The sequence below is a fragment of the Streptosporangium sp. NPDC023963 genome (assembly GCF_040639135.1).
GTDB lineage: Bacteria > Actinomycetota > Actinomycetes > Streptosporangiales > Streptosporangiaceae > Streptosporangium.
This window is the reverse complement of the sequence record NZ_JBEZZK010000002.1, coordinates 692,913-718,520: the sequence shown is the minus strand read 5'-3', so window position 1 is coordinate 718,520 and position 25,608 is coordinate 692,913. Positions and strand designations below refer to the sequence as shown.

17 protein-coding genes and 1 other RNA gene are annotated in these 25,608 nt (G+C 71.9%); 5 read left to right on the top strand and 13 right to left on the bottom strand.

What is annotated here, in order from left to right; all coding sequences use genetic code 11:
• Positions 1 to 92: 92 nt before the first annotated feature.
• On the top strand, positions 93 to 1,334 hold the full coding sequence (locus AB0F88_RS09195; protein WP_362679408.1) for an acyltransferase: 1,242 nt from the start codon (positions 93 to 95) through the stop codon (positions 1,332 to 1,334).
• On the opposite strand, the gene AB0F88_RS09190 is transcribed toward AB0F88_RS09195, so the two are convergent.
• The 8 genes from AB0F88_RS09190 to AB0F88_RS09155 form a co-directional block, all read right to left on the bottom strand.
• On the bottom strand, positions 1,267 to 2,427 hold the full coding sequence (locus AB0F88_RS09190) for a DUF3068 domain-containing protein (protein ID WP_362679405.1): 1,161 nt from the start codon (positions 2,425 to 2,427) through the stop codon (positions 1,267 to 1,269). The two genes, AB0F88_RS09195 and AB0F88_RS09190, sit on opposite strands and share 68 nt — an antisense overlap.
• Positions 2,424 to 6,677, bottom strand: a complete 4,254-nt coding sequence (locus AB0F88_RS09185; protein WP_362679402.1) for an alpha-(1->3)-arabinofuranosyltransferase family protein — start codon at positions 6,675 to 6,677, stop codon at positions 2,424 to 2,426. Before AB0F88_RS09185 ends, AB0F88_RS09190 begins: the two co-directional genes overlap by 4 nt.
• Entirely contained in the window at positions 6,678 to 7,973 is a 1,296-nt protein-coding gene (locus AB0F88_RS09180; RefSeq protein WP_362679399.1) for a glycosyltransferase family 4 protein, read from the bottom strand.
• 174 nt (positions 7,974 to 8,147) lie between these two features.
• The gene (locus AB0F88_RS09175; protein ID WP_344745256.1) at positions 8,148 to 8,279 is read right to left on the bottom strand and encodes a hypothetical protein; all 132 of its coding nucleotides are present in this window, start codon (positions 8,277 to 8,279) and stop codon (positions 8,148 to 8,150) included.
• A 140-nt stretch (positions 8,280 to 8,419) separates the two neighbouring features.
• Positions 8,420 to 10,024: a hypothetical protein gene (locus AB0F88_RS09170; RefSeq protein WP_362679395.1), complete on the bottom strand. Its 1,605-nt coding sequence runs from the start codon at positions 10,022 to 10,024 to the stop codon at positions 8,420 to 8,422.
• A complete protein-coding gene (locus tag AB0F88_RS09165; RefSeq protein ID WP_362679392.1) occupies positions 10,024 to 10,794 on the bottom strand; it encodes an FkbM family methyltransferase in 771 nt (256 codons plus the stop codon). Before AB0F88_RS09165 ends, AB0F88_RS09170 begins: the two co-directional genes overlap by 1 nt.
• Before the next feature lie 148 nt (positions 10,795 to 10,942).
• Positions 10,943 to 13,171: an acyl-CoA dehydrogenase gene (locus AB0F88_RS09160; RefSeq protein ID WP_362679389.1), complete on the bottom strand. Its 2,229-nt coding sequence runs from the start codon at positions 13,169 to 13,171 to the stop codon at positions 10,943 to 10,945.
• A gap of 188 nt (positions 13,172 to 13,359) precedes the next feature.
• Positions 13,360 to 14,628, bottom strand: coding sequence for a hypothetical protein (locus tag AB0F88_RS09155; protein ID WP_362679386.1), 1,269 nt, complete (start codon positions 14,626 to 14,628; stop codon positions 13,360 to 13,362).
• A 134-nt stretch (positions 14,629 to 14,762) separates the two neighbouring features.
• Here AB0F88_RS09155 and AB0F88_RS09150 point away from each other — a divergent pair, with 134 nt between their 5' ends.
• Together AB0F88_RS09150 and AB0F88_RS09145 are read left to right on the top strand one after the other, a co-directional pair.
• Positions 14,763 to 16,283 (top strand): AMP-binding protein, encoded by a 1,521-nt coding sequence (locus AB0F88_RS09150; RefSeq protein WP_362679383.1) that lies wholly within the window; start codon positions 14,763 to 14,765, stop codon positions 16,281 to 16,283.
• A 97-nt stretch (positions 16,284 to 16,380) separates the two neighbouring features.
• Positions 16,381 to 17,424 carry a trypsin-like peptidase domain-containing protein gene (locus AB0F88_RS09145; protein ID WP_362679380.1) on the top strand — a complete coding sequence of 348 codons (1,044 nt, stop codon included), beginning with the start codon at positions 16,381 to 16,383 and terminating at the stop codon, positions 17,422 to 17,424.
• A gap of 96 nt (positions 17,425 to 17,520) precedes the next feature.
• Here the strand turns inward: AB0F88_RS09145 and AB0F88_RS09140 are convergent, their stop codons facing one another.
• Complete coding sequence (locus AB0F88_RS09140; RefSeq protein WP_362679376.1) at positions 17,521 to 18,591, bottom strand: polysaccharide deacetylase family protein; 1,071 nt, start codon at positions 18,589 to 18,591, stop codon at positions 17,521 to 17,523.
• Between the two features lie 337 nt (positions 18,592 to 18,928).
• On the opposite strand from AB0F88_RS09140, the gene AB0F88_RS09135 reads away from it, so the two are divergent.
• Together AB0F88_RS09135 and glpK are read left to right on the top strand one after the other, a co-directional pair.
• Complete coding sequence (locus AB0F88_RS09135; RefSeq protein ID WP_362679373.1) at positions 18,929 to 19,759, top strand: MIP/aquaporin family protein; 831 nt, start codon at positions 18,929 to 18,931, stop codon at positions 19,757 to 19,759.
• A 97-nt stretch (positions 19,760 to 19,856) separates the two neighbouring features.
• Positions 19,857 to 21,374: a glycerol kinase GlpK gene (gene glpK / locus AB0F88_RS09130; protein ID WP_362679370.1), complete on the top strand. Its 1,518-nt coding sequence runs from the start codon at positions 19,857 to 19,859 to the stop codon at positions 21,372 to 21,374.
• 115 nt (positions 21,375 to 21,489) lie between these two features.
• Here glpK and ssrA read toward each other — a convergent pair.
• The 4 genes from ssrA to ftsX form a co-directional block, all read right to left on the bottom strand.
• Positions 21,490 to 21,874: a transfer-messenger RNA gene (gene ssrA / locus AB0F88_RS09125) on the bottom strand.
• Positions 21,875 to 22,193: 319 nt separating this feature from the next.
• Positions 22,194 to 24,092 carry a penicillin-binding transpeptidase domain-containing protein gene (locus AB0F88_RS09120; RefSeq protein ID WP_362679367.1) on the bottom strand — a complete coding sequence of 633 codons (1,899 nt, stop codon included), beginning with the start codon at positions 24,090 to 24,092 and terminating at the stop codon, positions 22,194 to 22,196.
• 2 nt (positions 24,093 to 24,094) lie between these two features.
• Positions 24,095 to 24,562 (bottom strand): SsrA-binding protein SmpB, encoded by a 468-nt coding sequence (gene smpB / locus AB0F88_RS09115; RefSeq protein WP_362679364.1) that lies wholly within the window; start codon positions 24,560 to 24,562, stop codon positions 24,095 to 24,097.
• 121 nt (positions 24,563 to 24,683) lie between these two features.
• A complete protein-coding gene (ftsX, locus tag AB0F88_RS09110) occupies positions 24,684 to 25,592 on the bottom strand; it encodes a permease-like cell division protein FtsX (RefSeq protein WP_362679361.1) in 909 nt (302 codons plus the stop codon).
• Between the last annotated feature and the right edge of the window lie 16 nt (positions 25,593 to 25,608).

Below are 25,608 nucleotides of genomic sequence, written 5' to 3'. Positions count from 1 at the left end.
ATCGCCCTATAACAAGTTCCATTTCGCGATATGTTAGTGCCGGGAATCATCTACGTCACCAGGGATGCCAAAAAGTGACCGAAACAGGTTCTATGCCGGTTCACCGGGGGCCGGCCGGCGGGGACGTACGGGATCTCCCGGTGGTCGGCGGGCATCTCGACGCCATGGACGGCGTCCGCGCGGTCGCCTCCTTCGGCGTCCTGGTATACCACGTGGCGAGCACGACGGGCGCCTCCCTGCGGGAGGGGTTCCTCCCCGCCCTGCTCTCCCGGGGCGACATCGCGGTGCCGATCTTCTTCCTGCTCTCCGGCTTCCTCCTCTACCGGCCCTGGGCCCGGGAGGCCATGGAGGGCACGGAGGGCAAGGAGGGCACGGCGCCACCCGGCGTCGGCGACTACCTGTGGAAGCGGGCGCTGCGCATCCTGCCCGCGTACTGGCTCGTGGTCGCCGTCGCGCTGTCGCTGTGGTCGTGGCCGCGGGCCGCCGACCCGGTCAGCTGGCTGCCCTTCCTGCTTCTGGTGCAGAACTACGTCCCCGACCCGTGGTGGGCCGGGGCGAGCCCGCCGGGGCTCGGGCAGATGTGGAGCCTCTCGGTCGAGATGACCTTCTATCTCGCCCTCCCGCTGATCGCCGTCGCGCTGCGCGCCCTGGCACGGCGCGGCACGGGCCCGGCGGCGAGGGCCCGGCTGCTGCTCACCGGCATCTGCGCGCTCGCCCTGGTCTCCCCCCTCTGGGCGGTCTTCAGCCACTTCCCGGTGCACCGGCCCGAACTCGGGCTCTGGCTCCCCCGGTCGATGCTCTACTTCGCGACGGGCATGGCACTGGCCGTCGTCTCGCTGTGGGCGCACGCCGAGACCGACCCGGACGCCCCGGTGCGGCGGCTGACCAGGGGACTGCGCGAGTCGTGGGTGACCTGCTGGATCATCGCCGCCCTCGTCTACACCGTCGCGGCCAGCCCCGTCGCGGGAGGCCGCCTCTTCGAGGTCCAGGACCTGTGGACGGACATCTTCGAGATGACCCTCTACACGTTCTTCGTGCTGGCCCTGCTGGCTCCGGTGGCCCTGCAGACCCCCGAGCCCTCGCCGCTGCGCTCGCTGCTCGGCAACCGGGTGATGCGCTATCTCGGCCGCATCTCCTACGGCGTCTTCCTGTGGCAGTTCGTGGTGATCGTGGGCTGGTACGAGCTGACCGGACGGCAGAGTTTCACCGGTGGTCTGCTGACGACGCTGGTGGTGTGCACCGCGTTCACCGTGCTGCTCGCCGACCTCAGCCACCGGCTGGTCGAGGCTCCGGCGCTGCGCCTCCACCGGCTCCACCGGCTCCGCCGCCGCTGACTCCGTCTCCCTCCCCCTCGCCGGTGTCGTCCGTACCGTCCGCGCCTCCGCTCCCGGAGCCCGCGGGGACGGAGCCTCCCGGAACGGGATCCGCGGGAGTGGCGGCCGCGGGAGTGGCGGCCGCGGGAGTGGCGGCCGTGGGAGTGGCGGCCGTGGGAGTGGCGGCCGTGGGAGTGGAGGTGCGTGCCTGCACGCGCAGGCCCGCCACCAGCAGCAGCGCGCCGAGCACGGCGCACGACAGCGGGATCACCTGATTGACGAGCGTCGTCCAGCGGCGGAACTGCTCCGCCTCCCCGGCGTTCCATCGCTCGTCCCCCTCGCTGGTGCGCATGTCGGCGGCGAGCGCGACCAGCCGCCCCCGGCCGTCGGGGGTGCGCAGGGTCTTGACCAGGTTCTCCCTGAACCCGATCACCATGCCGCTCTCCGGTTCCACCCAGAAGGTACGGGTCCCCTCGAGGTAGGCGCTGACGGGGAACGGCTTCCCGCCGCCCAGGCCGAGGACCGACCCGGGCAGCTCCATGGCCTGCTGGACGAGCCGCTCGTTGACCAGGCGCTGCGCGTAGCGGTTGACCCGGACGCCGTGCAGGGTCTCGATCCCCTCGAAGCGGGCGGCCACCGGGCGCCGGGCGAGCGGGTCGTAGACCTGGTAGGCGACCGGCCGGGCGCCGAAGGGCCAGCGGAACACCAGCCCGCGCGGGGCGGGGTTCGCGTTCTCGTCGACGTAGTTCTCGCAGCAGTTGACCGCCAGCCCCGTACGGCGGTCGAAGGCCGCGCGCCGCTCGTGGTAGTCGACGCGCCGCCCGTCGCGGGTGGCGAGAGAGACGAACTCGGTCCACACGGCGACGTCCGGCGTGGACCTGACCGTGTCCCCGTACCTGGCCACGACCGTCTCCAGCGGGACGCCCCGGTGCGTGCGCAGGGTGGCGGTGTCGAAGTAGGAGCCGGACTCGGTGGTCAGCTTGGTGATGCGGTCCTGCTCGGCGGGCAGGAGCAGGCCGCTGGGGTAGATGTGGAGGCGCACCAGCGCGGCCAGCGTGATCAGGAAGGCACCGGCGACCAGGAGCAGCACGCCGCGCGACCTCTGGTCGTTCATCGTCGCTCCGCGGGTTGGAGGGGACCGTCCTGCGCCCGTGCCCGTACCGGCAGCCACGAGCGGGGCGGCGGCGGCACGCGCGCCGCGGCGAGCAGCAGGCCGAGTGCGACCAGGCAGAGGTACTGCGCCGCCACCGCCCCGGCGTCCCCGCCGTAGCCGAGCGCGAGACCGGCCGCGCCGAGCGCCGCCGCGACCGGGAACGGCGTGAGCAGCATCCGGCCGATCCGGTAGGGCAGGCCGCCCGCGCTGTGCCCGGCCCCGGCGACGCCCCGCAGCCACAGGGCGAGCGCCGCCACCAGACCGGTCAGCGCGGCACCGGCCCAGCCCTCGGCCAGGAGGCCCAGCGCGGGGGCGAGCGGCCACAGCCAGGCCGCCCGCGGCGACGCGGGCGGCGACGCGGGAAGCCTCCCGGCCGGGCGGGGGCGGGCCAGGGCGAGCGCGACGACCAGCGCGACCAGTGCCCAGCCCGCGATCAGCGACGTCCGGTAGAGGCCGTCGGGGGCGTACGTCATCACGACGGTCCCGTTCCCGGGGGGCAGCAGCCACGCCTGCCGCCAGCCGTCCAGCCGGGCCGGTTCCAGCACGCGCCCGCCGAACGACGCCTGCCAGCCCCGGTTGAAGTTCTCGCCGAGCGCCAGGTAGGAGGGCTCCGTCGTGGAGACCCTGACCCGGCGCTCCCCGGCGTCCCACCTCTCGACGTCCGCGGGCCGCAGGGTCACCCCCGCCGCGGTCGCGGTGCTCCCGGCTGTTCCGGTGCCCGTGGTGCCCCCACCGCTCCCGGCTCCCTTGGCGCTCCCGGCTCCCTTGGCGCTCCCGCCTCCGGTGGCGCGCAGGACCATCGAGTCCACCCGGAAGCCCTGGAGCGCGGCGGCACGCACCCGCAGCGTGCCGCCCCGGGACCACACCGCCTCGCAGGCCCGGTAGCCGACCGGGCGGCCGTTGAGCAGGTCGCCCAGGGTCCCGCTGTGGATCTCGGTGGGCGTCTCGACCCCGTTGACGGTGAGCGTCGGGCCGAACCCGCAGGGCATCCTCGCCGGCTGCGTGTCCGGGGTGGGCAGCGGCGCGACGCCCGGGACGGCCACCCCGAGCACCTCCATCCGCCAGGAGCCGAGGGCGGCGAAGGTGAGCTTCACCCGGCTCGCCCTCATCGGCGCGAAGCGGATCCACCCGTCCCTCGAGGCCCAGGCGTACCGGACGCCGCCGTCGGTCTCGACGGTGACCCGGACCGGCGGGGCGCCCAGCCTGGTGTCGGGGAAGTCCACGCGCAGCCGGGACAGGGTCACCTTCCTGCCCAGCTCCGCGGAGAGCGAGGGCGCCAGGTCCTTGTCCCCGGCGTACCAGATGGTCCTGCGGTCGTCGTCGAAGGCCGCGTAGGCGCCGGTGGCCGGGATGTCGCCCGCGGTGGAGGAGGCGGTGGCGCGCGGGAAGCTCCCGGCGGGCATCAGCAGGGTCTCCGCCACCCGCTGGTCGGTGAGCACCGCCCTGCCCTCCAGCACCCGCCTGCCGGTGGCGACGGGAACCGACCGGTCGAAGGCGTAACCGTCCTCGCCCACGAAGCGCAGCCTGTCCGAGCAGGTCCAGGCGTAGGAGCCGAGCATGCAGCCGGGGGCGGTGTCCGTCCGGCTGGTCACGACCGTCTGCCCCGGCGACGCGGGGTCCGCCGAGGAGGCCGGCGAGGAGGCCGGCCCCTGGGCGGGCACCACGAGCGTGCGCCCGGGGCGGACCCCGGGGATGGCCAGCTCGGTGATGCCGACCCGGGGGTTGGGGTCGCGCAGGACCCCGGTGACCCGGATCCGGATCCGGGACGTCTTGCCCGGCGGGACGTTCAGCCGCTCCCACAGCGCGCCGAGGCCGAGCCGGGTGCGCACCCTGCCGGTGTCGGTCTCGACCATGACCTCGGAGACCGTCACCGCGTTCTCCGAGCGTTCGAAGACGGCCTGCATCGAGGGCACCGAGATCGGCTCGGTGAACCGGACCTCCAGCCACTGCTCGGTGGGCGGCTCCCAGCCGGTGGAGCGCCAGCCGGTGCGCAGGTCGAAGTCCACCGCGGCGTACGGCTGCTGCCCGCCGTCGCGGGTCCCGGGGGTCACGCCGAGCCTGGACTGCGAGGAGGAGGCGGTGACGTCCTTGATCCCGGTGAAGACGGCGACCGTCTTGGGCTCGGCCCACGCCGGGTCGGTGAGGTCGTAGGCGGGCCCCCGGCCCTCGTAGGGCTCGTCCGGCGTCATCGTCTCGCCGTACGGCCTGCGCAGGTCGCTCACCACCAGCTCGCGCCGCCGCATGGTGTCGGTGAGCACGGTGTCGGCGGCGGGGATCGCGTCCGCGCCGGGGTCGTCGCCGAGGATCACCGGCCGGTCGTCGTCGAGGACGCCCTCCTCGGCCATGGTGAGCAGCGCCTCGGGGCCGCCGGAGACGCGCAGCGGCCGTTCCGCGGCGACCGTGCCGACCACGGGACGCGCCCCGATGACCTCGTAGATCTCCAGGGACGTGTACGGCTGGTCGAGCCACCCCGCGCCGGTCGAGGATTCCTCGAACCCGACCGTGGGCCCGAAGCCGCGCACCCGCTGCAGCCCGGGAGAACGGTCCAGCGCCTCGTGCACGCGGGCGGGCCACGCGTCGCCGAAGGCGATCCTGTCGAGGTCGTTGCGGATCAGCAGGTAGCGCACGCCCATCCGGCGCAGCGTCTGTGTGAGCCCCTCCGACCCCTGCCCGTTGGCGAAGCGGTCGTCGATCGCCTTGACGAGCCGGTTGGAGCCGGCCGTGCCCCACGGCACGATCGTGTTGCTCACCCAGCGGGCCTTCTTCAGCAGCGGCTGGAACGGCTCGTCGAGCGGCCGTCCCCAGGTGTACTCGCCGCGCCTGGCTCCCGGCAGGACCAGCACGGTGCCCTGGTCGGCCCGGTCGTCCAGCCAGGAGGCCGCCTGCCGCCAGTGCTCGGGGACGTCGGCGAACGCGCCGCTCGGCGCGATGCCCGCCGAGGCGACGGGGACGAGGGTGAGCCCGACCAGCCCGGCCCCCGCCACCGCGACGGGGAGGCGGACGAGGGCCCTGCGCGCCCCCACGTACGAGACGAGCGCGGCGAGGCCGAGCACCAGCGGCAGCCGTACGAGCGCGTTGAACTTGTGCAGGTTGCGGAACGGCGCGAGCGGGCCGTCCAGCAGCGCCCTGAGGGGTTCGGCGAGCGGCCCGGCGTGTCCCGCGACGAGGATGGCGACGCCCGCGAGCGTGGTCAGCAGCAGGAAGGCCCGCTCGGGCGTGCGCGCGAGGGTGAGCCCGGCCAGCCCCAGCCCGGCGACGAGCGCGGTGACCAGCACGAGCCAGGGCGTCGTGGCGTGCTCGTAGGCGGCGGGCAGGAAGGGGCGGCCGTCCACCGGCAGGAACGCCACCCAGCTGTTCATCCCGCGCAGCACGTTGGTCAGCGAGCCCACGACCGTGGTCGTCCACGCGTTCTCGGTGAACGGCATGAACGAGAAGACGTACCTGCCCAGCATCACCAGGGGGACGATCCACCAGAACGACACCGCGGCGATCGCGGCGAGCCACCAGGCGATCAGCCGCCGCTTGCGCGGGCCGCGCGCCCGGGTCAGCAGATAGATCATCGGTACGACGAGCACGGCCAGCTCGGCGGCGGCGTTGATGCCGCCCGCGCACAGGAACGCCAGCGCCGACAGGCAGGCCGCCCTGCGCGGGCTCGTCTCGCCCCGCGCTCCCCTGACGAGGAAGAGCAGCACCCAGGGCAGGACCGCGCTGGGGGCGAACTCCACCGAGTTGAACCCCATGAGCGCCTGCGCGTGCGGGGCGAGCGCGTAGGCGAGACCGGCCAGCACCCCGGCGAGCTGCCCGCCGATCCGCAGCGCCCTGGCCACCTGGGCGACGCCGACGAAGGCCACGCACAGGATCAGCGTCACCCAGAGCCGCTGCACCACCCACGGGGGCATGCCCGCGTTGATCAGCAGGGTGTAGAAGGGGCCCATCGGGAAGATGTAGCCGTACGCCTGGTTCTGCAGGTGTCCCAGATAGTCCTGGTCCCACATGTTCAGCGCCTGGGACAGGAAGCCGATCGGGTTGATCGGCATGTCCAGCTTCGTCTCGGCGATGAGCATGCCCGGCGCCATGTTGAAGGCGACGGCCGCGAGGAAGAGGCATCCGGCGAGCAACCTGAGCCGGAGGCGCAGCCCGGTGTCGGAGGCTCCGAACGTGGCGGGGGGCGCGGCCAGGCGGGCGATCCACGCCTCAGGGATCACGGACACTTACGGCGGATCGGTCTCACCCGTGGCGAGACAGGGATCGGATACATGGAGGTGGCGACCGTTTTTAGATAGTTCTGTGGTGATTAGTCCGGTCATCGTAGCGCCCGTTCTTCCCCAGGTGAACTCGGCGGCCCAGAGCCTGCACGCCTGCTGGATCTCCTCGCGCCTGGCCGGGTCCGCCAGCTCCCGCAGCGCGCGGTCCACCACGTCGGCCAGCGCCTCGCCCTCCCTGACCAGCCAGCCCGTGACACCGTCGCGTACCGAGTCGCGCAGTCCCGCGACGTCGAAGGCGACCGTCGGGACGCCGAGCGCGGCGGCCTCGATCACGGTCAGCCCCCAGCCCTCGAACTCCGAGGCGGTGACGTTGACCCGCGCCGCCCCCAGGATCGCGTTCTTGGCGGCCTCGGGCAGGAAGCCGTGCAGGTGGACCCGGTCCTCCAGCCCGCGGCGGGCGGCGTGGGCGGCGAGCCGCTCCCGCTCGCCGCCGCGCCCGATGACGTGCACGTGGATGCCGGGCCAGGCCCCCTGGAGGTCACCGGCGAGGTCCACCACCCGCTCGACGCGCTTGTGGCCCACGAGCCTGCCGAGGTAGACCACGGCGGGATCCCCCGCCGTGTCCCCGCCGCTCGCGACCGGACGCGCCACCGGGCTGCCGTTCGGGATGACCTGGATCGGCGCGAGCCAGCCGAGCCGCTCGCGCAGCTCGTTCCTGGAGGACTCCGAGACCGTGACGGTCGCGCGACGCCGGTAGACGAGCCGGGCGACCGGCCCCTCGACGAAGCAGCCGATCCTGGCCAGCCAGCGCGGGAAGAAGGCGTGGAACTGGCGGTCGTGCACGTGGTGCACCAGGGAGACGACCGCCGTGCGCCGTCTCACGACCAGGGGGGCGAAGAAGGGGATGCCGTTCATGCAGTCGATGACGGCGTCGAAGCGCCGGCGCCGCCACAGCAGCCAGAGCGGGACCAGGAGATAGACCAGGAACGGGTTGCCCATCCGCCGCAGCGCGATGCCGTCGCGTTCCTCGGCCGCGGGCTGCCCGGGCTCCCTGGAGGTGACGAAGGTGACCGAGGCCCCCTGGCCGACCAGGTAGCGGCTGACCTGCCAGGCGTACTCCTCGGCGCCGCCCGCCACGGACTGCAGCGGCTCGCGGAAGTTCAGGACGGCGACGCGCACCCCGCGCATGGACGGCCGCTGCCGCGCCGTCGCGACCACCAGGCCCGCGGCGGGCGGCGGGCCCGAGGCCCGGGAGGTCGCCCTGGCGCCCTGTCCGGCCACGACCACTCCTATCTCCTGCATCTCCTGTAACGCCGTGCGGCATGTCCCCGCACGACGGGTGTCCACGTGAACCGTCGCCGTACGACATGCGTGAACGGCGCCGGGGGGAATCAGCGCATGCGGCGGCCAGGCCCTGTCGCGTCGGGGGTGGCTGCGCTCAGGCGGCTGCCGGGGCCGGCTCGCGGCCCCGGGCCGTCACCTGGTGCCGTAGTTGTAGAGCGGTCTGTTGGGCGGCTCGGGGGTGGGCGCCGCGACGTTCGTGACGGCCACCGAGGCTCCGACCGCCAGCACCGCCCCTACCGCCAGAGCGGCAATCACTCGCAACACTCGAGTTCTCCCTCCAACGCGTGGTCGTGCGGTCTGCCCGACAGTAGAACCTGATACAGGTCCTCAGCTAGTCAATCGGTAAAAATGTGATAAATAATGTTACCAGCTGGTAAATCACTACATAGTTGCATCTCAACGGATCACAGGCGGAAGAGAAGCAGGTCCTGACCAGCGAAGATCAACCTTGCGCCGGGGAGCCTGGCACGGAACAGGTTCTCGTTCGATCTCTGGATCAGCACGTGGCCGATCCCCTCCGCGGCCAGCGGCCCGGTCAGCGGGCCGGCCCTCGCGAGGATCGCGCCGACCCTGCGCGCCGACGGGTCCTCGGTGGCGAGGGTGAGCGTGCGGCCGTCTCCCAGCCCGACCGGCAGGCCGTCGTTCCAGACGACCCTGCGCCGGAAGAGCTTGACCGCCGGGTCGAGCACCACCCGGCCCCCGTTCCAGCCGAACGCCCGGTAGGCCCCCCACGGCAGCGTCAGCAGCGCCCCCGGCGCGGGATCCGCGTCCACGATCCGCTGCACCCTGTACCAGTCCTGGGGGTAGTCGACCGCGACCAGCCGGCCGAACGCCCCCAGCGCGAAGGTGGGCAGCACCAGCAGGGGCAGCGCGAGCATGCCGGGGCGGACCGCCGGGGACAGCCGCGCGGTCACCGCGGCCAGGCCGACCGCCTGCAGCAGCGCGAAGGGGGCGAGGTAGACCTGCCCGTCGCGGAGCGGCCCGAAGCCGGGCCACAGCCCGATCATCGCCTCCACCACCCCCGGCAGGAAGGCGCCGGCACACCCCACCGCCAGCCCCGCCGCCGACGCGGCCGCCAGCCCGCCCCAGTACGCGGGCCGCCCGCCGTTCCCCCCCTCGCCGGGGCCCCGGCCGCGCCACCCCTCCGGGGCCTGATCGCGGTGATCGTGCCCCGCGACCGGCCACCCCCCTCCGAGCAGGGCGTACCCCGCCACCGCCGCCACGGCCACCGCCAGCCTGACCAGGGCCGACCACCAGGTCTCCTGCCCCGGTACGGCGGCTCCGGAGTTCCACACGCCGCCGAGGGTGAGCAGGCTGCCGAGGGTGCCCAGCGGCCCGTCCGCGCGTGGCGCGAAGGCCCGCACCCCGGCGGGGTCGGTGACGGCGGCACTGCCCAGCGCCGGGACCAGCCACGGCAGGCTCAGCACGGCGACGACCAGCAGGGTGCGCGGGGCCCGGCGGCCCGCCACGGGCAGCACGGTCATCGCCGAGACGAGCATCGCCTGGAAGCCCCCGATCGCCGCGGGGAGCAGGGCGAGGGCCGTCCTCCAGATCCCCTCGCGGGTGACCGCGCGCACCGCCCACGGCAGGCCCGCGTACCCGAGCAGCAGCGCCCACTGGCCGAGCAGCAGCCGCTGGGCGAGGTAGACGTTCCAGGCGTAGAACGCCGCGGCGGCCAGCCGGGCGACCCTGCGCTCCCCGGGCACCAGGGCCGCGGCGCCCGTCGCGGCGAGCACGAAGATCCCCAGCAGGATCGCCTTCTGCGTGATCTGGGCGGGAAGGACCGACGAGAGCAGGGCCACCGCGAGGTCGCTCGGCACCGCGCGGGGAAAACCGCCGCCGTCCGGCGGGAGCGGCGGGTCGGGCACGAACACCATGTCGTAGCGGAGCACGAAACCGGGACCGAGCGCGGGCCAGAGCGCGAGCACCCCGAGGACCAGCCCCACCAGGGCGGGAGCCAGGAGCGGGGCGAGAGCCGGGCGCGGGGTGGGAGCGCGAGGAGGACGCACTAGCGGGTCGCGGGGCGGAACAGCACCATGTTCACGTACTCGCCGCCGGGTCTGAGAAGGCGGGAGACGAAGCTCCGCTCCACCTCGCCGACCGCCGCCTTCTGGTGAGCGGCCAGGTCGAAGCCGTCCAGCGGCACCCAGGTTCCGCCGGTGAGCACGGAACCGGTGTAGCCCCACTCGGCGAGCTGGTCGACGACCAGCTCGATGTCCTGGTGCCGGGTCTCCAGCTCGACGAGCAGGACGGGCCGGTCCCGGCGGACGGTCCGCTCGGCGCCGCGCAGGGCGGCGAGCTCGTGGCCCTCCACGTCGACCTTGATGAACCGGACGTCCCTCAGGTCCAGCTCGTCGATGGTGACGGTCGGGACGTCCACCGGGACGCCCTTCCCCTCCCCGTGGACGAGCGAGGCCGTGGCCTCCGCCCCCCGCCCGCCGCCGGGTATCCACAGCCGCGCCGTGCCCGAGCGGTCCGAGGCACCGGCCGCGATCACCCGTACGTCGGGAAAGGTCCGCCCGAGCATGGCGGCCAGGCGGGGGTTGGCCTCGATCGAGACGACGTCGCAGCCGAGCCGTCGCAGCTTCGCGGTCCACGGCCCGTACCAGACGCCCACGTCGACGGCGGTGCCGCCGCGCGGCGCGAACTCCTCGGCACGGGCCAGCTCGGCGTCCAGCCGGGGGTAGACACGGCGGATCGCGGCGCCGAACCAGCGCAACGGGATCGCGCCGGCGACGGCGCTCCGCACGGCCACACCGGGCCGGAACCGCATCGACATGCGCGAAGCCTAACCGAAGGGTCAAAACCCGCCCGTACCAGACGTAGCGGGCTCTGACCGGCGGCGCCCGCCCGCGGGGACACGGGCGGGCGGGAAAACACGCCTCACGACGGCGCGGGGAGAGCGGGCCCCTACGGGGAAAGGCGGCTCACTTACCCGGCTCGGGGTCGCGGGGCAGTCCGAGCATGCGCTCGGCGATGATGTTGAGCTGCACCTCGGTGGTGCCGCCGTAGATCGTCATGGCCCGGGTGGAGAGCACCGCGCGGTTCCAGTAGCCCGCGTCGCCGAGCTTCATGTCGGCGGCGATGACGGCCGAGGAACCGAGCAGCGAGACCGCGCACTCCGAGACGTGCTGGGCGTGCGAGGTGGACAGCAGCTTGCGGACCGAGGCGTCGGCACCGGGCTCCAGGCCGGTCAGCTGCTTCAGGGTCACCCGCAGCCCGAGCGCGGCGATCGAGTGGCCCTCGCAGACGACGCGCGCCAGCTCCTGACGCTCGGCGGGGGTGAGCTCGCGGCCCAGGCGCCCGGCCAGGCCGAGCAGGTCGGGGACGGACGAGCCGGTGCCGCCGGAACCCGACGAGAGCGAGACCCGCTCGTTGGACAGCGTGTTCCTGGCGACCTTCCAGCCCTGGCCCACCTCGCCGACGACCAGGTCGTCCGGGACGAACACGTCGTCGAGGAAGACCTCGTTGAACAGGTTCTCCCCGGTCATCTCGGTGAGCGGCCGGACCGTGACGCCGGCGCCCTTCATGTCGACCAGGAAGTAGGTGATGCCCTCGTGCTTGGAGCCCTCGGAGGAGTTGCGGGCGATGCAGATGCCCCACTCGGCGAAGTGCGCCACGGAGGTCCAGATCTTCTGGCCGTTGAGCCGCCAGCCGCCCTCGACCTTCTCGGCCTTCATCTGCACGTTCGCCAGGTCGGAGCCCGCGCCGGGCTCGGAGAAGAGCTGGCACCAGATCATCTCGCCGCTCAGCGTGGGCGGCAGGAAGCGCTCCTGCTGCTCGGGGGTGCCGTACGAGACGAGCGAGGGCACCACCCAGGCACCGATGATCATCTGGGGCAGCCTGACCTTGGCGGCCTTGAGCTCCTGGAAGATGAGGACCTGCTCCAGCGGCTTGGCGTCGCGGCCCCAGGGCCTGGACAGGTGCGGCATGACGTATCCGGCGCCCGCCAGCGCCCGCTTCTGCTCCTTGCCCTCCAGCGCGGCGAACCCGGCGATCTCGGCGCGGATGCCCTCGCGCAGCTCGGCGGCCTCCTCCGGCAGCTCGATCTCCAGCTCCCGGCTCACCCCGTTCAGGGCCAGCTCCGCGACCGACTCGGCCCACTCCCCCGAGGAACCGAGCAGGGCGCGCAGGGTCAGCGCGCGGCGGTAGTACAGGTGGGCGTCGTGCTCGTAGGTGTAGCCGATGCCGCCGAAGATCTGGATGGCGTCCTTGGCGCAGAGCACGGCCGCGTCGGGGGCGACCACGCCCGCGATCGCGGCGGCGTAGGCGAGCTCGTCGGCCGACACCTCGGTATCGGTGCCGGTCCCGTCCGCGGCGCGGGCGGCGTCCCACACGGTCGCGCGGGCCTGCTCCAGGGCGACGAGCATCCGGGAGGCCTTGTGCTTGACGCCCTGGAACTGCCCGATCGGGCGGCCGAACTGCACGCGGACCTTGGCGTATCCGGCGGCCGCGGTCACGCACCACGACGCGAGGCCCGCGGCCTCCGCGCCGAGCAGGATCGCGGCCAGGTTGAGGACCCCGGGCCCCTGCAGCCCGTCGAGGACCCGTCCCGCCGGTACGGTGACCGCGTCCAGCTCGACCCTGGCCACCCCCCGGGTGAGGTCGAGCGCCCTGACCGGGGTGACGGTCGCCGCGGAGGCGTCCACCGCGACCCACTCCTCACCGCGGTCGGTGCTCACCGGGAGCACCAGGATGTCGGCCGACGCGCCGCCCAGGACCAGGTCGGCGGTGCCGCCGATCGTCAGGGCGCCGTCCTCGCCCCTGCTGCCGGTGATCGAGGCGCCCAGCGCGACCGCGCCGGTCAGCGTGCCGTCCGCGAGGCCGGGCAGGAGCTCGGCGTGGGCCTTGCCGTCGGAGGCGAGGATCACGGCGCTGGCGAGCACCGTGGGAACGTACGGGCCGGGAGCGACGCGCTCGCCGAGGGCCTCGACGGCGACGGCGGTCTCCAGCAGGCCGTAGCCGCTGCCGCCGTGCTCCTCGGGGACGTGCAGGCCGAGCAGCCCCTGGTCGGCCAGCGCCGCCCAGAAACCGGGGCGCTCCGCACCCTCGGCCGCGACGGCGGCGCGCACGACCTCGGACGGGACGTTGCGCTCCGCCCACCTGGTCACCGACTCCCGGAGCGCCTCGTGCTCCTCGCTCAACCCGATCGCCATGACAGCCTCCAGACAGGATTCAATGCCAGAACCATATTCTAGAAGGTGCTTCCATCACAACGCGCGAGCCCTCATCACCGGGCACGCCACCCCCTGCCGCCCCGCCCCGGCCCGCTCCGTGGACGGCCGGGGAGAACCCGATCGGCGGGGATCCCGGCCCCGGCGAGCCGGGCGGGCGCCGGAGAACGTCAGAGGGCGCGGACGCTCGCCATCAGGGGGGCGATGTCGGCCCAGAGCCGCTTGCGTGTGTCGGGCACGGTCACGAAGAGCACGGAGGGCTTGCGGCGGCCGACGTCGACCACCGCGAGCGCCGCCTGCGAGGTGTGCCTCACGCCCTTGACCTGGTAGGTGACCCGGTAGCCGAGCATCCACCCCTTGCCTCCGGCGGGCCGCTGCGAGGCGGTCCAGGCGACCTTCCCGCCCGCGGGGTGGTGGTTGCGGATCGTCCAGCGCACCGCGTTCAGCGCCGCCCTGCGGTAGTCGGCGTCGCTCTTGAGGGCCTTGGCCGGGGTGGCGCCGGGAAGCGGCCCCGAGGCGATGACCGTACGCGGCAACCTGGCCGTGCCGACCTGCTGGCCGACGGAGAACGACGGCACGGCCTTGGTCTCCCACGGCGCGCCCAGGCTGGCGTAGGTCAGCGCGGACCTGGTGTCGGTCACCGCGCCCAGCACCACGCTCGGCCTGCCCGGCAGAACCCGCAGGGCGGTCGCGCCCGGCAGGGCGGGCAGCGTGATCGGCGAGACGGTCGGCGAGGGCTTCGCGGTGGGCAGCACGGCCCGGCCGACCCCGGCCGGATCACCGGGCTCGTCCCCGGAGAACAGCACGAAGATCAGGACCACGATGACACCGGTGAGGACGGCGGCGCCCAGGCTGTAGGCGACCCGGATCGGGATGTCGCCGATCCGCGTCAGCAGGCCGCCGGACCTCTTCGCCCCGCTCCTCGCCTCCGGGCCGCCCTGCGCGCCGCCGGGCCGGCTCTGGAGACCGGGCTCCGCGAACACCTCGGGCCGCTGCGCCGCGCCGGGCCACCCCGCCGCCACTCCGTCGCGTCCGTCGCCGCGCCCATCACCGAGCCCGCCACCGGCGCCCGCCGAGGCGCCCGTGCCCGGCCGGCCGGGCATCCCGTTCCTGTCGGGCCGCCAGGGGCCCGCGGATCCGCCTACCTGCCTGACCGGGATCGTCCCGAGCGCACCCGAGTCGTGCGCCTGACCGGCGTCCGCCTCCGGCTCCTCCCGCCGGTCGCCGGGCGCGGCCACGGGGCGAGGGAACGATCCAGGGGGCCTGGAGACCAGAGCGGTCTCCTCGCCGTCGCCGATGGGGAACCTCCGGGGCACCCGGGGGCTGATGATCGAACCGTCCTCGGCGGGAATGGCGGGTATGGGAGCCGTGGGCGCGTCATATGAGGGGATGAATCTCTCGTGAGAGCGCCCGGAGGAGTTGCCGCCGACGTCCGCCATACGCGCCAGGTTATGTCACCTCGGAAAGATTCGACGCATCGTCCTTTATTACGCTTCGGCCACGAGGTGTGCATCAGCCCAGGTAACCGTCCTTCCCCTTCCATGAACAGAATGTCGTTCTGTATGGTCGCGCCATGAGGGCTACGAGGGGCTTCTACGAGATCGCGGCGGCCGATCCCGGACGCGTCGCCGTCGTCGCGGACGCGACCACGACCACCGCCGCGGACGCGACCGGGGACGCGACCGCGACGGCGAGCACGACCTACGGCGAGCTGCACGAGCGGGTCAACCAGGTCTCGCACGGCCTCCTGGCGCGCGGCACCCGGCCCGGCGACACCGTCGTGACGGTCCTGCCCAACGGGGTCGACGCGATCACGATGATGCTGGCGACGTACCAGATCGGCGCCTATCACGTACCGGTCAACTGGCACTACACCGCCGACGAGGTCGGCTACATCGTCACCGACTGCGCGGCACGGGTGGTGGTGAGCTCCGAGCGGTACGGGCACGCGGTCCCGGGCGGGTTCGTGGAGACCGGCGCCCTCGCCGAGGGGCGGCCGGCCACACCGCCCGAGGGGCGCAGGGCCGGGTCGATGATGCTCTACACCTCGGGGACCACCGGCAGGCCCAAGGGCGTGCGGCGGCGGCTGATCGAGCTGAGTCCCGAGGACCTCTACCCGATCCTGATGCGCAAGGGCTGGCGGCACTTCGGGCTGCCGCCCGACGGGGTGCACCTGCTCCTTTCGCAGCTCTACCACTCGGCGCCGTACGGGCAGGCGATGATGGCCCTGCAGTTCGGGCACACCCTCGTGGTGACCGAGCGGTTCGACGCCGCGGAGACGCTGGAGCTGGTCGAGCGGCACCGGGTGACCAACGCGTTCATGGTGCCGACCATGTTCCACCGGCTGCTGGCCCTGCCCGCCTCCATCAGGACAAAGTACGATTTATCGTCACTAACGCACCTCTATCACGGTGCCGCCCCCTGCCCGCCCGCCACCAAGCAGGCGATGATCGAATGGCTCGGCCCCGTGCTGTGGGAGTACTACGGCTCGACCGAGGCCGCCGTGGCCACGATGGTCTCCTCGGCGGAGTGGCTGGAGCGGCCGGGCACCGTCGGCCGGGCGATCGACGGCATCACGTTCACGATCATCGGCGACGACGGCGCGGAGCTCCCGCCCGGCGAGCCCGGCATGGTCTACATCGGCGGCATCAACCGCTTCGAGTACCACCGCGACCCGTCCAAGACCGCCTCCACGATGCTCGGCTCCCTCTACACTCCCGGCGACATCGGCTATCTGGACGAGGACGGATACCTGTTCCTCTGTGACCGGCGCACAGACCTGATCATCTCCGGCGGGGTCAACATCTACCCGGCCGAGATCGAGGCCGTGCTCCAGGAACACCCCTCGGTCGCGGACGTGGCGGTGATCGGCGTCCCCGACCCGGAGTGGGGCCAGCGCGTCGTCGCGCTGGTCCAGCCCGCGGCGGGCGTCACCCCCGGAGCGGAGCTCACCGGAGAGCTGCTGGCCCACTGCGACTCCCGGCTGGCCCGCCTCAAGCACCCACGGGTGATCGAGTACCGCGACCCGCTGCCGCGCACTCCCACGGGCAAGCTCAGCCGGAGCAACCTTCGCAATACGTATCTTCCTTCCTGAGCTGGGCAAATACCCTTGCATGGGGGGATCAACGACAGGCGCCGCGCTACTGGCGGCCGCCGTCATGACGCTCGCGGGCTGCGGTCAGGGCCTGCAAATGCAAACACCCGGGACGGCCGGCTCGCCGGGCGCCCCCACACCCGGCGCGTCGGCGAGCACCTCCGCCGAAGCCTCCCCGAGGGGCTCCCCCACCACCCCCGGCCCCGTCCCGGACGCCCTGGAGGCCGCGTACGAGCGGACCATCACCAGGGTGCTGCCGTCCATCGTGCAGATCACCACGGGGGAAGGCCTCGGCTCGGGGATCGTGTACGACACCGCCGGGCACATCATCACCAACGCCCACGTGGTCGGGAGCGCCAGGAGTTTCAAGGTCACGCTCGCCAACGGCGGCACCCCGCGTACGGCGAGGCTGGTCGACTCGTTCGAGCTGGGCGACCTGGCGGTGATCAAGGTGGACGACCCCGCCGGGCTGAAACCCGCCGTCTTCGGCGACTCCTCCAAGCTGAGGGTCGGCGAGATCGTGATGGCCATGGGAAACCCGCTGGGCCTGTCGGGCAGCGTCACCGAGGGGATCATCTCGGCGCTGGGCCGCACGGTCACCGAGCCCGGGGGCGAGGGCTCGCCGGGCGCGACGATCAGCGGGGCCATCCAGACCTCCGCGCCCATCAACCCGGGCAACAGCGGAGGCGCCCTGGTCAACCTCAGGGGCGAGGTCGTCGGCGTGCCGACCCTGACCGCCGTCAACCCCGAGCTCGGCAACGCCCAGGCCCCGGGCATCGGCTTCGCGATCCCGGCCAACACCGTCAAGGACGTCGCCACGCAGATCATCAAGGACGGCAGGGTCACCAACACCCGCAGGGCCGCGCTCGGCGTCGTCGTACGGACCGTGATCGACATGAACGGGCAACCCGCGGGCGTCAGCGTCGTACGGGTGCAGCGCAACAGCGGCGCGGAGCGGGCGGGGCTCAAGTCCGGGGACCTGATCGTCTCGGTCGACGGCATGCCCACCCCGTCGACCCAGGAGCTGGCGGCGGTCCTCGCCCAGCTCAGGCCCGGCCAGGACGCGAAGGTCGAGGTCCTGCGCCCCGACGGCTCGACGACCACCGTGGTCGTTCCCCTCGAGGAGCTCTCCGGCGGCTGACGCCGGGACCGCCCGGCCGGCCAGGACCGGGCGGCCGGGCCGGTCCCGGGCCGGGCGGCCGCGTCGGTTCCGGGCCGGTTCCGGGCCGGTGACGGGTCAGTAGGGCAGGACGCGGCCGGCGAAGGGCTTGGCCACGAAGGGCGCCTTGAACTTGGGGAAGGCGACCGTCTTCACGTCGCCGTCGGAGGTGTAGCGCTCGTCGGCGTTCGTCTTCAGCCAGTCGAGCCAGGCCACGGAGCAGAACTTGGCGCAGTCGCCCTTCTTGTCCATCGAGCGGATGCGCGGGATGCCGAGCGGGTCGAACTTCTTGTTGAACGGGGACAGCGCCGGGGTGTAACCGGCGAGGAACACGCCGCCGTAGTCGTAGGAGACGTCTCCCGAGGAGCCCTTGCGACCCCACGCTTTGCCGTCGGGCTGGATGCCGTACGGCAGGGCCAGCGTGACCGGCGGCACCTTGATCAGGCCGGTGATGAGCCGGTGGCCCGCCGCCACCTCCGCGTTGACCGCCTTCTTCGGCTTGCCGCCCAGGCTGAGGTGGTCGCGGGTGTGGTTGCCGATGTCGAAGCCCTTGTCGGTGAGCCAGAGGAGCATCTGCGCCCCCTCCTCGGGCGTCGCCTTGCCGAACATGTCGCGCGTGACGTAGAACGTTCCAACGCCGCGGAAGCCCGGGTAGGTCTTGGCGACGTCCTGGAGGATCGCGACGGCGGTGTTCGGCTTGGGCAGCCCCATCCCGTCCAGTTCGAACTGCGAGGGCGAGGAGTCGTCGAAGGTGAGGACGACGGGATGCTTGCCCGCCGGGATGTCCATGCGTCCGGTGACGAACTCGGCCGCGGTGACCGCGACGTAGTCCTCCTTGGCCAGCCGCTCAAGCTCGGTGCGGAACTGCTTGGGGGTGCGGTCGTCCTGGGTGGAGGGCTTGTCGACCACCCGGTGGTACATGAGGACGGGCACCTGCCCGAGCTCGTTGGCCTTGACCTTGGCGGCGGCCTGCGTCTTGGCCTTGAGGAGGTTGGCCTGCGAGGCGGCGGCGGCCGACGCCTTCGCCGAGGCCGCCACCTTGGCCTTCTGTACGTCGCCCTCGTCCGAACCCGTCGATCCACATCCGGCCAGCACGGCTCCTGTCGCGACGACGACCACACCGGCCCTGCCCACTCTGAGACGGCCCATCGAATTCCTCCAAAGCGCACTGACGATACGCTTCTCATCCCCCTCTGACCTGCGGGTTGACCTCCACGCCCGGCAAAGGTTCCCGCCGGAGCGGCTCTTGGCGGCGCCGCGCGACTCCGCCGGCCACGAGGGCCTCCACATCCGGACACGCCGGACGGTGACGGGGTTCTCACCGTGCGGAGACCCCGCAAGTGCGGACGTCGGACCATATTCCGGTCTCGTTACCGATGACTTAGATTGTTGACCAAAATTCGACAATTTCGTCACGTTACCGTTGACTGCCGTGAAATTCGCGCTTACCGTCCGGGCATCCGAATGGCGGCGGCGAGGGGGAAAGATGGCGGAGCGCCTGAAGGGGCGGGGGCTTGTCGGCGAGCTGGCGGCCGAGTTCGCGGGCACCATGATCTTGATCCTGTTCGGGGTGGCGGTGGTGGCCCAGGTCGTGGCGGCCGAGATCGGCGACCACGACAGCATCGCGTGGGCGTGGGGACTCGGAGTGACCCTGGGCGTCTACGTCGCCGCCCGCACCAGCGGGGCCCACCTCAACCCCGCCGTCACCATCGCGCTCGCCGCCTTCAAGGGGTTCTCCTGGCGCAAGGTCCTGCCGTACTCCCTGGCACAGACCGCGGGCGCGTTCGTGGCGGCGCTCATCGTGCGCTTCAACTACAGCGAGGTGCTGCAGAAGGCCGACCCCGGGCTCACGATCAAGACCCAGGGCGTCTTCTCGACCCTGCCCGGCAACGGGAGCCTGCCCATCGGCACCTGGGGCGCCTTCCGCGACCAGGTGATCGGCACCGCGATCCTGCTCCTGCTCATCCTCGCCGTCTCCGACGCGCGCAACTCGGCGCCCATGGCCAACCTGGCCCCCTTCGTGGTCGGCCTGATCGTGGTGGCCATCGGGATGGCCTGGGGCACCAACGCCGGGTACGCCATCAACCCCGCCCGCGACTTCGGTCCGCGACTCGCCTCGTACCTCACCGGATACGAGACCGCCTGGCAGGATCAGTACGGCCAGCTCTACTTCTGGGTGCCGATCGTGGCACCCGTCATCGGGGCCCTGATCGGGGCGTTCCTGTACCAGGTCCTGATCGCCAGGTTCCTTCCCCCCGAGGATGCCGAGCCCGAGGTGGGGCGGGTGCCGTCCGACGAGGGGGCCACCCCCGCCTGAACAAGGGCGGGTGACGGCCCTCGTCCAGGCGGGGGCGGGAACCGTTAGGGGGAGAGCGGCAGATCTCCCGGAGAGTCTCACAGAGGAGGCACCATCCATGCCTGACTTCGTCGGAGCGATCGACCAGGGAACGACGAGCACCCGATTCATGATCTTCGATCATGGCGGTAACGAGATAGGCCGCCACCAGCTCGAACACGAGCAGATCCTGCCCCGGGCCGGATGGGTGGAGCACAACCCCACGGAGATCTGGGAGCGCACGAGGGCGGTGATCGAGACCGCGATGAACAGGGCGGGCCTGGCCGCCTCCGACCTGGCCGCGCTCGGCGTCACCAACCAGCGCGAGACCGCGGTGGTCTGGAACCGGAAGACCGGGCGCCCGTACCACAACGCGATCGTCTGGCAGGACACCCGCACCGACCGGATCGCCTCCGCCCTGGACCGCGACGGCAGGGGCGACGTCATCCGCCGCAAGGCGGGCCTGCCCCCGGCGACGTATTTCTCCGGCGGCAAGATCCAGTGGATCCTGGAGAACGTCGACGGCGTGCGCGAGGCGGCCGAGGCGGGAGACGCGATCTTCGGCAACACCGACACGTGGCTGCTGTGGAACCTGACCGGCGGCACCGACGGCGGCGTGCACGTCACCGACCCGACCAACGCCAGCCGCACGATGCTGATGGACCTGGAGACCCTCGACTGGGACGACGAGCTGCTGTCGTTCTTCGGCATCCCCCGTCAGATGCTGCCGTCCATCGCCCCCTCCTCCCACCCCGGCCTGTACGGCACCACCCGGGCGACCGGCCCGCTGAAGGGGGAGGTCCCGCTCTCCGGCGACCTCGGCGACCAGCAGGCCGCCACCGTGGGGCAGGTCTGCTTCGGCGTCGGCGAGGCCAAGAACACCTACGGCACCGGCAACTTCCTGCTGCTCAACACCGGCACCGAGCTCGTACGCTCCCAGAACGGCCTGCTCACCACCGTCTGCTACCGCTTCGGCGAGGAGCCGCCGGTGTACGCGCTGGAGGGCTCCATCGCGGTGACCGGCTCCGCCGTGCAGTGGCTGCGCGACCAGCTCGGCATCATCTCGGGAGCGGCGCAGAGCGAGGCCCTCGCCCGGCAGGTCGAGGACAACGGCGGCGTCTACTTCGTGCCCGCCTTCTCCGGCCTCTTCGCCCCGTACTGGCGGTCCGACGCCCGGGGCGCCATCGTCGGCCTGTCGCGCTTCAACAACAACGCCCACCTCGCGCGGGCCACCCTGGAGTCCATCTGCTACCAGAGCCGCGACGTGGTCGAGGCGATGCGGCAGGACTCCGGCGTCGCCCTCGACGTGCTGCGCGTCGACGGCGGCGTCACCGCGAACGACCTGTGCATGCAGATCCAGGCCGACGTGCTCGGCGTGCCCGTCTCCCGGCCCGTCGTGGCCGAGACGACCGCCCTGGGGGCCGCGTACGCGGCGGGGCTCGCCGTCGGCTTCTGGAAGTCGACCGACGAGCTCAAGCAGAACTGGCAGGAGGGCCGCCGCTGGGAGCCGCAGTGGTCGGACGAGCAGCGGGCGACCGGCTACGCGGGCTGGAAGAAGGCGGTCGAACGCACCCTCGACTGGGTCGACGTGTCCTGACCTGCGGGAATCACACCGGAGAGGGTCCGCGGAAAACGAAAGGGCGGCCGGGGCGGCACGGGGCCGGCCCGACCGCCCTTCGGCGATCTGTTCCGCACGGTTCGATGCGGAACGGGGGTGGAGGTGGCGGGAATCGAACCCGCGTCCTTCAACTCCAAGACAGGGCTTCTCCGGGTGGAGCCTGCTGTGCTTTTCTCAGCCCCGGCAATCACGCAGGCAAGTCGCCGACGGGCTCAGCCACTGTAAGATTTCCCGATCTTCCCCGTGGCCGGGTCGATCGGTTGAGCCTCCTAGCGATGCCGGATCCGGGCCGGAGGCGCTCCCGGGCCGGCAGAAGTCACTCGCTGCTTAGGCGGCGAGTGCCAGGTTGCCCTGGCTGACTTCGGAGTGCGTCTTATTGGCACTTGTTGGTCGCGGTCACAGTGTTAACGAGGTTATGTCCGCAGTCCTCGACCCGCTTCACCTGACTTGAAAAGCCAAAGTCGAAACCAGTCACCCCCTGTTGAGTTTTCAACGCGACCCCGAGGGGCCGAGCTATCCGAAGATACCCCTTACAACACGGCCGGCGCGAATCGAATTCCCGCCGGGCGCGCCGGAGCCCCGAACGCCGAAACCCCGGGGACACCCGCGAATCGCGAGTGTCCCCGGGGTTGACCGGCAGGGTCGAGCCGGTCCTGACGGCAGGGCCTCCCCCGAGATGAAGCCCTGATCTCATCACAGCGACCGGGTCCGCAACCCCCCAAGCGGAGCCCGGTCACTTAGAAGGACGCAAACAAGACACTCCACGGTTGCTCAGGGTGAAAAGAATATTCCGTAGCGTCACAGTCCGGCGTGCAGCCCCTGGAAGAAGCGCCCGGCGACGGTCGCCCCCGCCGCGGCGTCCGGGCTCTGCGTCAGCACGGCGACGGCCACGTCCCCCTGCCACCCGACGAACCAGGAGAGCGGCTTGCGGTTCTGCATGACGGAGGCGGTGATGCCGTGGACGGGGTCGCCGGGGGCCGCGGCGGCCCGCGCGGAGCCCCCGGTCACCCCGCTGCGCATGAAGGCGCGGAGGGTCTCGACCGTCTTGTCGTCCAGCTTGACCGGGTCGGGAACCTTCGTCGGCTTGGTGTCGGTCGTGGGGTCGGCCGTCTTGGGCTCGGTGACCAGGACCGGCGGGCGCCAGGTACCGGAGGCGACGGCCCCCGCGACCAGCGCCATGGACAGCGGGCTGACCCGGACGTTCTGCCCGGTGATGGCCTTGGCCGTGGCCGCGTCGTTCTTCAGCGGCTTCCTGGAGTTCACCGAACCGCTGAACGACTTCAGCGGGAGGCTCCAGGGCACCCCGATGCCGAACTTCGCGGCGTCGGCCGCCAGCTCCGAGCCGTTGATCCTGCGGGCCAGCGAGGCGAGCGCGGTCACGCAGCCGGTGGCGAAACTGGTCTGCAGGGTCGGAGAGCCCCCCGCGGGCCCGCCCTCCTGGTGGAACGCCGCCCCCCCGACGGACCTGTCGGCCGGGCAGGCCACCTTCTGCTTGGGGTCGATCTTCGCCCTGAGCATGCCCTCGACGGTCATGATCGAGAACGCGGTCCCGGCGGGGAACCTCCCGGCGAGGGCGGGCCTGTCCTGGTCGTTGTACTGCTCGGTGCTCGACACCGCCAGGATGTCGCCGGTCGAGGCCTGGACCGCGACCAGCATGCCGGGAGTCCCGCCCAGCAGCGCGCCGTCGGCCGCCTTCTGGTGGGAGCGGTCGAGCGTGGTCCGGACCGGCGAGGTGGCGCGGTCGGGCCGCCACTTCTTGAGCTCGGTCACCTTGAGCGTCTTGAGGTCGACGGTGATCACACGGGTGTCGGTCGAGCCGGTCAGATGCTCCTGGTACGCCCTCTGCAGGCCACCCCTGCCGACCGTGTCGCCGGCCCGCTGCGGGCCGCCGAGCTGCTGCTCGCTCTCCGCGGTGACGGCGGTGACGGTGCCGACGATCTGGGTGGGTGAGGCGGGGGCCACCGCCTGGTCCTGCGCGGACAGGGTGATGCCGGGGATCGCCTCCAGCTGCCCCTGCAGCTGCCGGAACTTCGTACGGCTGAAGGTGACCAGCGGCACCTGGAGGTTGGGCGGCGCGGAGCGGATCCGGCTCAGCAGGCGGTCCTGCGGGAAACCGGTCATCTTGGAGAGCTTCTCGCAGAGCTCGTCCGCCTCGCCGCCCTTCAGGTTGGACGGCACCACGCTCGCCACGTGCAGGACGGCCTTCTCCTGCAGCGGGTCACCGTTGCGGTCGAGGATCGGCTGGCGGCCCTCGGGGGTGACCTTCACCGCGAACCGCTCACCCTCGCGCAGCTGAGGGTGCAGGACGCTGGGCGACCAGCGCACCCGCCACTGGCCGTCGACCAGGTGGAGCGGCAGCTTGCCCTCGTACTCCCACAGGGGATTGTTCTCCCCCAGGTCGACCTCGGCGTCGAAGTCGGCCTCGACCTCGTCCGCCGCGCGCCGCATGCTCTTGACGTTGAAGCGGAACGAGGCCGCGTCGAGCTGGAGCTTGGCGTCCTCCAGCGCCCGGCTGACCACCTTCTGGTCGCCGTCCGTGCGCCTGGCCGCGGCGGCGTAGTCGCCCGTCTGCCAGCCGATCAGGAAGTCGCGCACCGCCTCGTGGGCCGAGGGCTCCTCGAAGCACGCGGACAGCATGGGAGCCGTCGCCACCAGCGCGAGCGCGGCGGCGGCGGTTCGCCGGGCCCTGCCCCTCACGATCACCTGTTCCTGTGCCTGAGCGCGCGCGCCATCTCCCGCTTGGCCTGGTTCTCGGCCAGCGTCTGCCGCTTGTCCCAGTCTTTCTTTCCCTTGGCGAGGCCGATCTCTATCTTGGCCTTGCCGTCCTTGAAGTAGATGGCGAGCGGCACCAGGGTCAGGCCGCCCTCCTTGGTCTTGGAGACCAGCTTGTCGATCTCCTTGCGGTGCAGCAGGAGCTTGCGGGTGCGGCGCGCGGCGTGGTTGGTCCAGGTCCCCATGGTGTATTCGGGGATGTGGACGTTGATCAGCCAGGCCTCGCCGTCCTTGATGACGGCGTACCCGTCGAGGAGGGAGGCACGGCCGAGCCGCAGCGACTTGACCTCCGTGCCCTGGAGCACGAGACCAGCCTCGTAGGTGTCCTCGATGTGGTAGTCGTGCCAGGCACGCTTGTTCTGGGCGATTACCTTACGCCCGGTCTCACGTGGCATGCCTGGAGCCTACCGGTGACCGGAGCCGCGGGCCGCGCCCGCGAGCGCGGGCGGGACCTGGATCGGCGCGCGGACGCGCCGCGCTCGCGGGACTGTCACAGCCGACGGGGCCACGGGATCGTCACACCCGCAGGTAGCGGCGGAGGGTGACGAAGGAGGCCAGCACACAGATGAGCACGCCGAAGACCATGGTGACACTGATCACCGAGGCGACCGTCTCCCAGGACAGCTGGCTGTTGGGAGAGAGGTAGAGCTGCACCCCGTCGAAGAGGAAGACCTTGCTGACGATCAGCAGCATCGCGGCCAGCACACCGCCGATCAGGCCGGCGATGACGCCCTCCATCACGAACGGGAGCTGGATGTAGAGGTTGGAGGCACCCACCAGCCGCATGATGCCGGTCTCCCGCCTGCGGTTGTACGCCGACAGCCTGACCGTGTTGCCGATCAGCAGCGTGGCCGCGAAGACCAGGATGATCGCCACCACCAGGGCCGCCCAGCGGAGCTTCTCCAGCAACCCGAAGAACTTCTCCAGCAGCTCCTTCTGGTTGACCACGTTGGAGACCCCCGGGGCGCCCTTGACCGCCTCGATCACCGGCCCGTACGCCTCGGGGTCCTTGAGCTTGACCCGCAGCGACTCGGGCATGTCCTCGACCTGGATGGCCGAGAGCAGCACGGTGTTGTTGGCGTTCTGGTCCCGGAAGTTCTTGTAGGCCTCGGTCGCGTTCTCCACGGTGACCGTCTCGACCTGGGACATGCCCTCGATGGTCGACTTCAGCTCGGCCTGCTCCTGGGCGTTCACGCCGCCGCTGCCCTTGCACTGCGGGAAGGGATCGTTCTTCTTGCACAGGAAGACCGAGACCTCGACCTTGTCCGCCCAGAAGTCCTTCATGCTGTTGATCTGGGAGTTGATCATCAGACCGACGCCCAGCAACGCCATGCCGATCGCCACGGTCACGATGACCGCGATGGTCATCGTGAGGTTGCGGCGGAGGCCGATCCAGACCTCGGAGAAGATGAAGTTTGCCCGCATGCTCTTCCTGTCGCTC

Bases quoted from the DNA above. Each gene is read 5' to 3' on its own strand.
- AB0F88_RS09135 (WP_362679373.1), top strand. From the start codon at position 18,929: ATGGCGGAGCGCCTGAAGGGGCGGGGGCTTGTCGGCGAGCTGGCGGCC.
- AB0F88_RS09190 (WP_362679405.1), bottom strand. From the start codon at position 2,427: ATGAACGACCAGAGGTCGCGCGGCGTGCTGCTCCTGGTCGCCGGTGCC.
- AB0F88_RS09140 (WP_362679376.1), bottom strand. From the start codon at position 18,591: ATGGGCCGTCTCAGAGTGGGCAGGGCCGGTGTGGTCGTCGTCGCGACA.
- smpB (WP_362679364.1), bottom strand. From the start codon at position 24,562: ATGCCACGTGAGACCGGGCGTAAGGTAATCGCCCAGAACAAGCGTGCC.
- ftsX (WP_362679361.1), bottom strand. From the start codon at position 25,592: ATGCGGGCAAACTTCATCTTCTCCGAGGTCTGGATCGGCCTCCGCCGC.
- AB0F88_RS09150 (WP_362679383.1), top strand. From the start codon at position 14,763: ATGAGGGCTACGAGGGGCTTCTACGAGATCGCGGCGGCCGATCCCGGA.
- AB0F88_RS09195 (WP_362679408.1), top strand. From the start codon at position 93: ATGCCGGTTCACCGGGGGCCGGCCGGCGGGGACGTACGGGATCTCCCG.
- glpK (WP_362679370.1), top strand. From the start codon at position 19,857: ATGCCTGACTTCGTCGGAGCGATCGACCAGGGAACGACGAGCACCCGA.
- AB0F88_RS09180 (WP_362679399.1), bottom strand. From the start codon at position 7,973: ATGCAGGAGATAGGAGTGGTCGTGGCCGGACAGGGCGCCAGGGCGACC.
- AB0F88_RS09160 (WP_362679389.1), bottom strand. From the start codon at position 13,171: ATGGCGATCGGGTTGAGCGAGGAGCACGAGGCGCTCCGGGAGTCGGTG.
- AB0F88_RS09155 (WP_362679386.1), bottom strand. From the start codon at position 14,628: ATGGCGGACGTCGGCGGCAACTCCTCCGGGCGCTCTCACGAGAGATTC.
- AB0F88_RS09145 (WP_362679380.1), top strand. From the start codon at position 16,381: ATGCAAACACCCGGGACGGCCGGCTCGCCGGGCGCCCCCACACCCGGC.
- AB0F88_RS09165 (WP_362679392.1), bottom strand. From the start codon at position 10,794: ATGTCGATGCGGTTCCGGCCCGGTGTGGCCGTGCGGAGCGCCGTCGCC.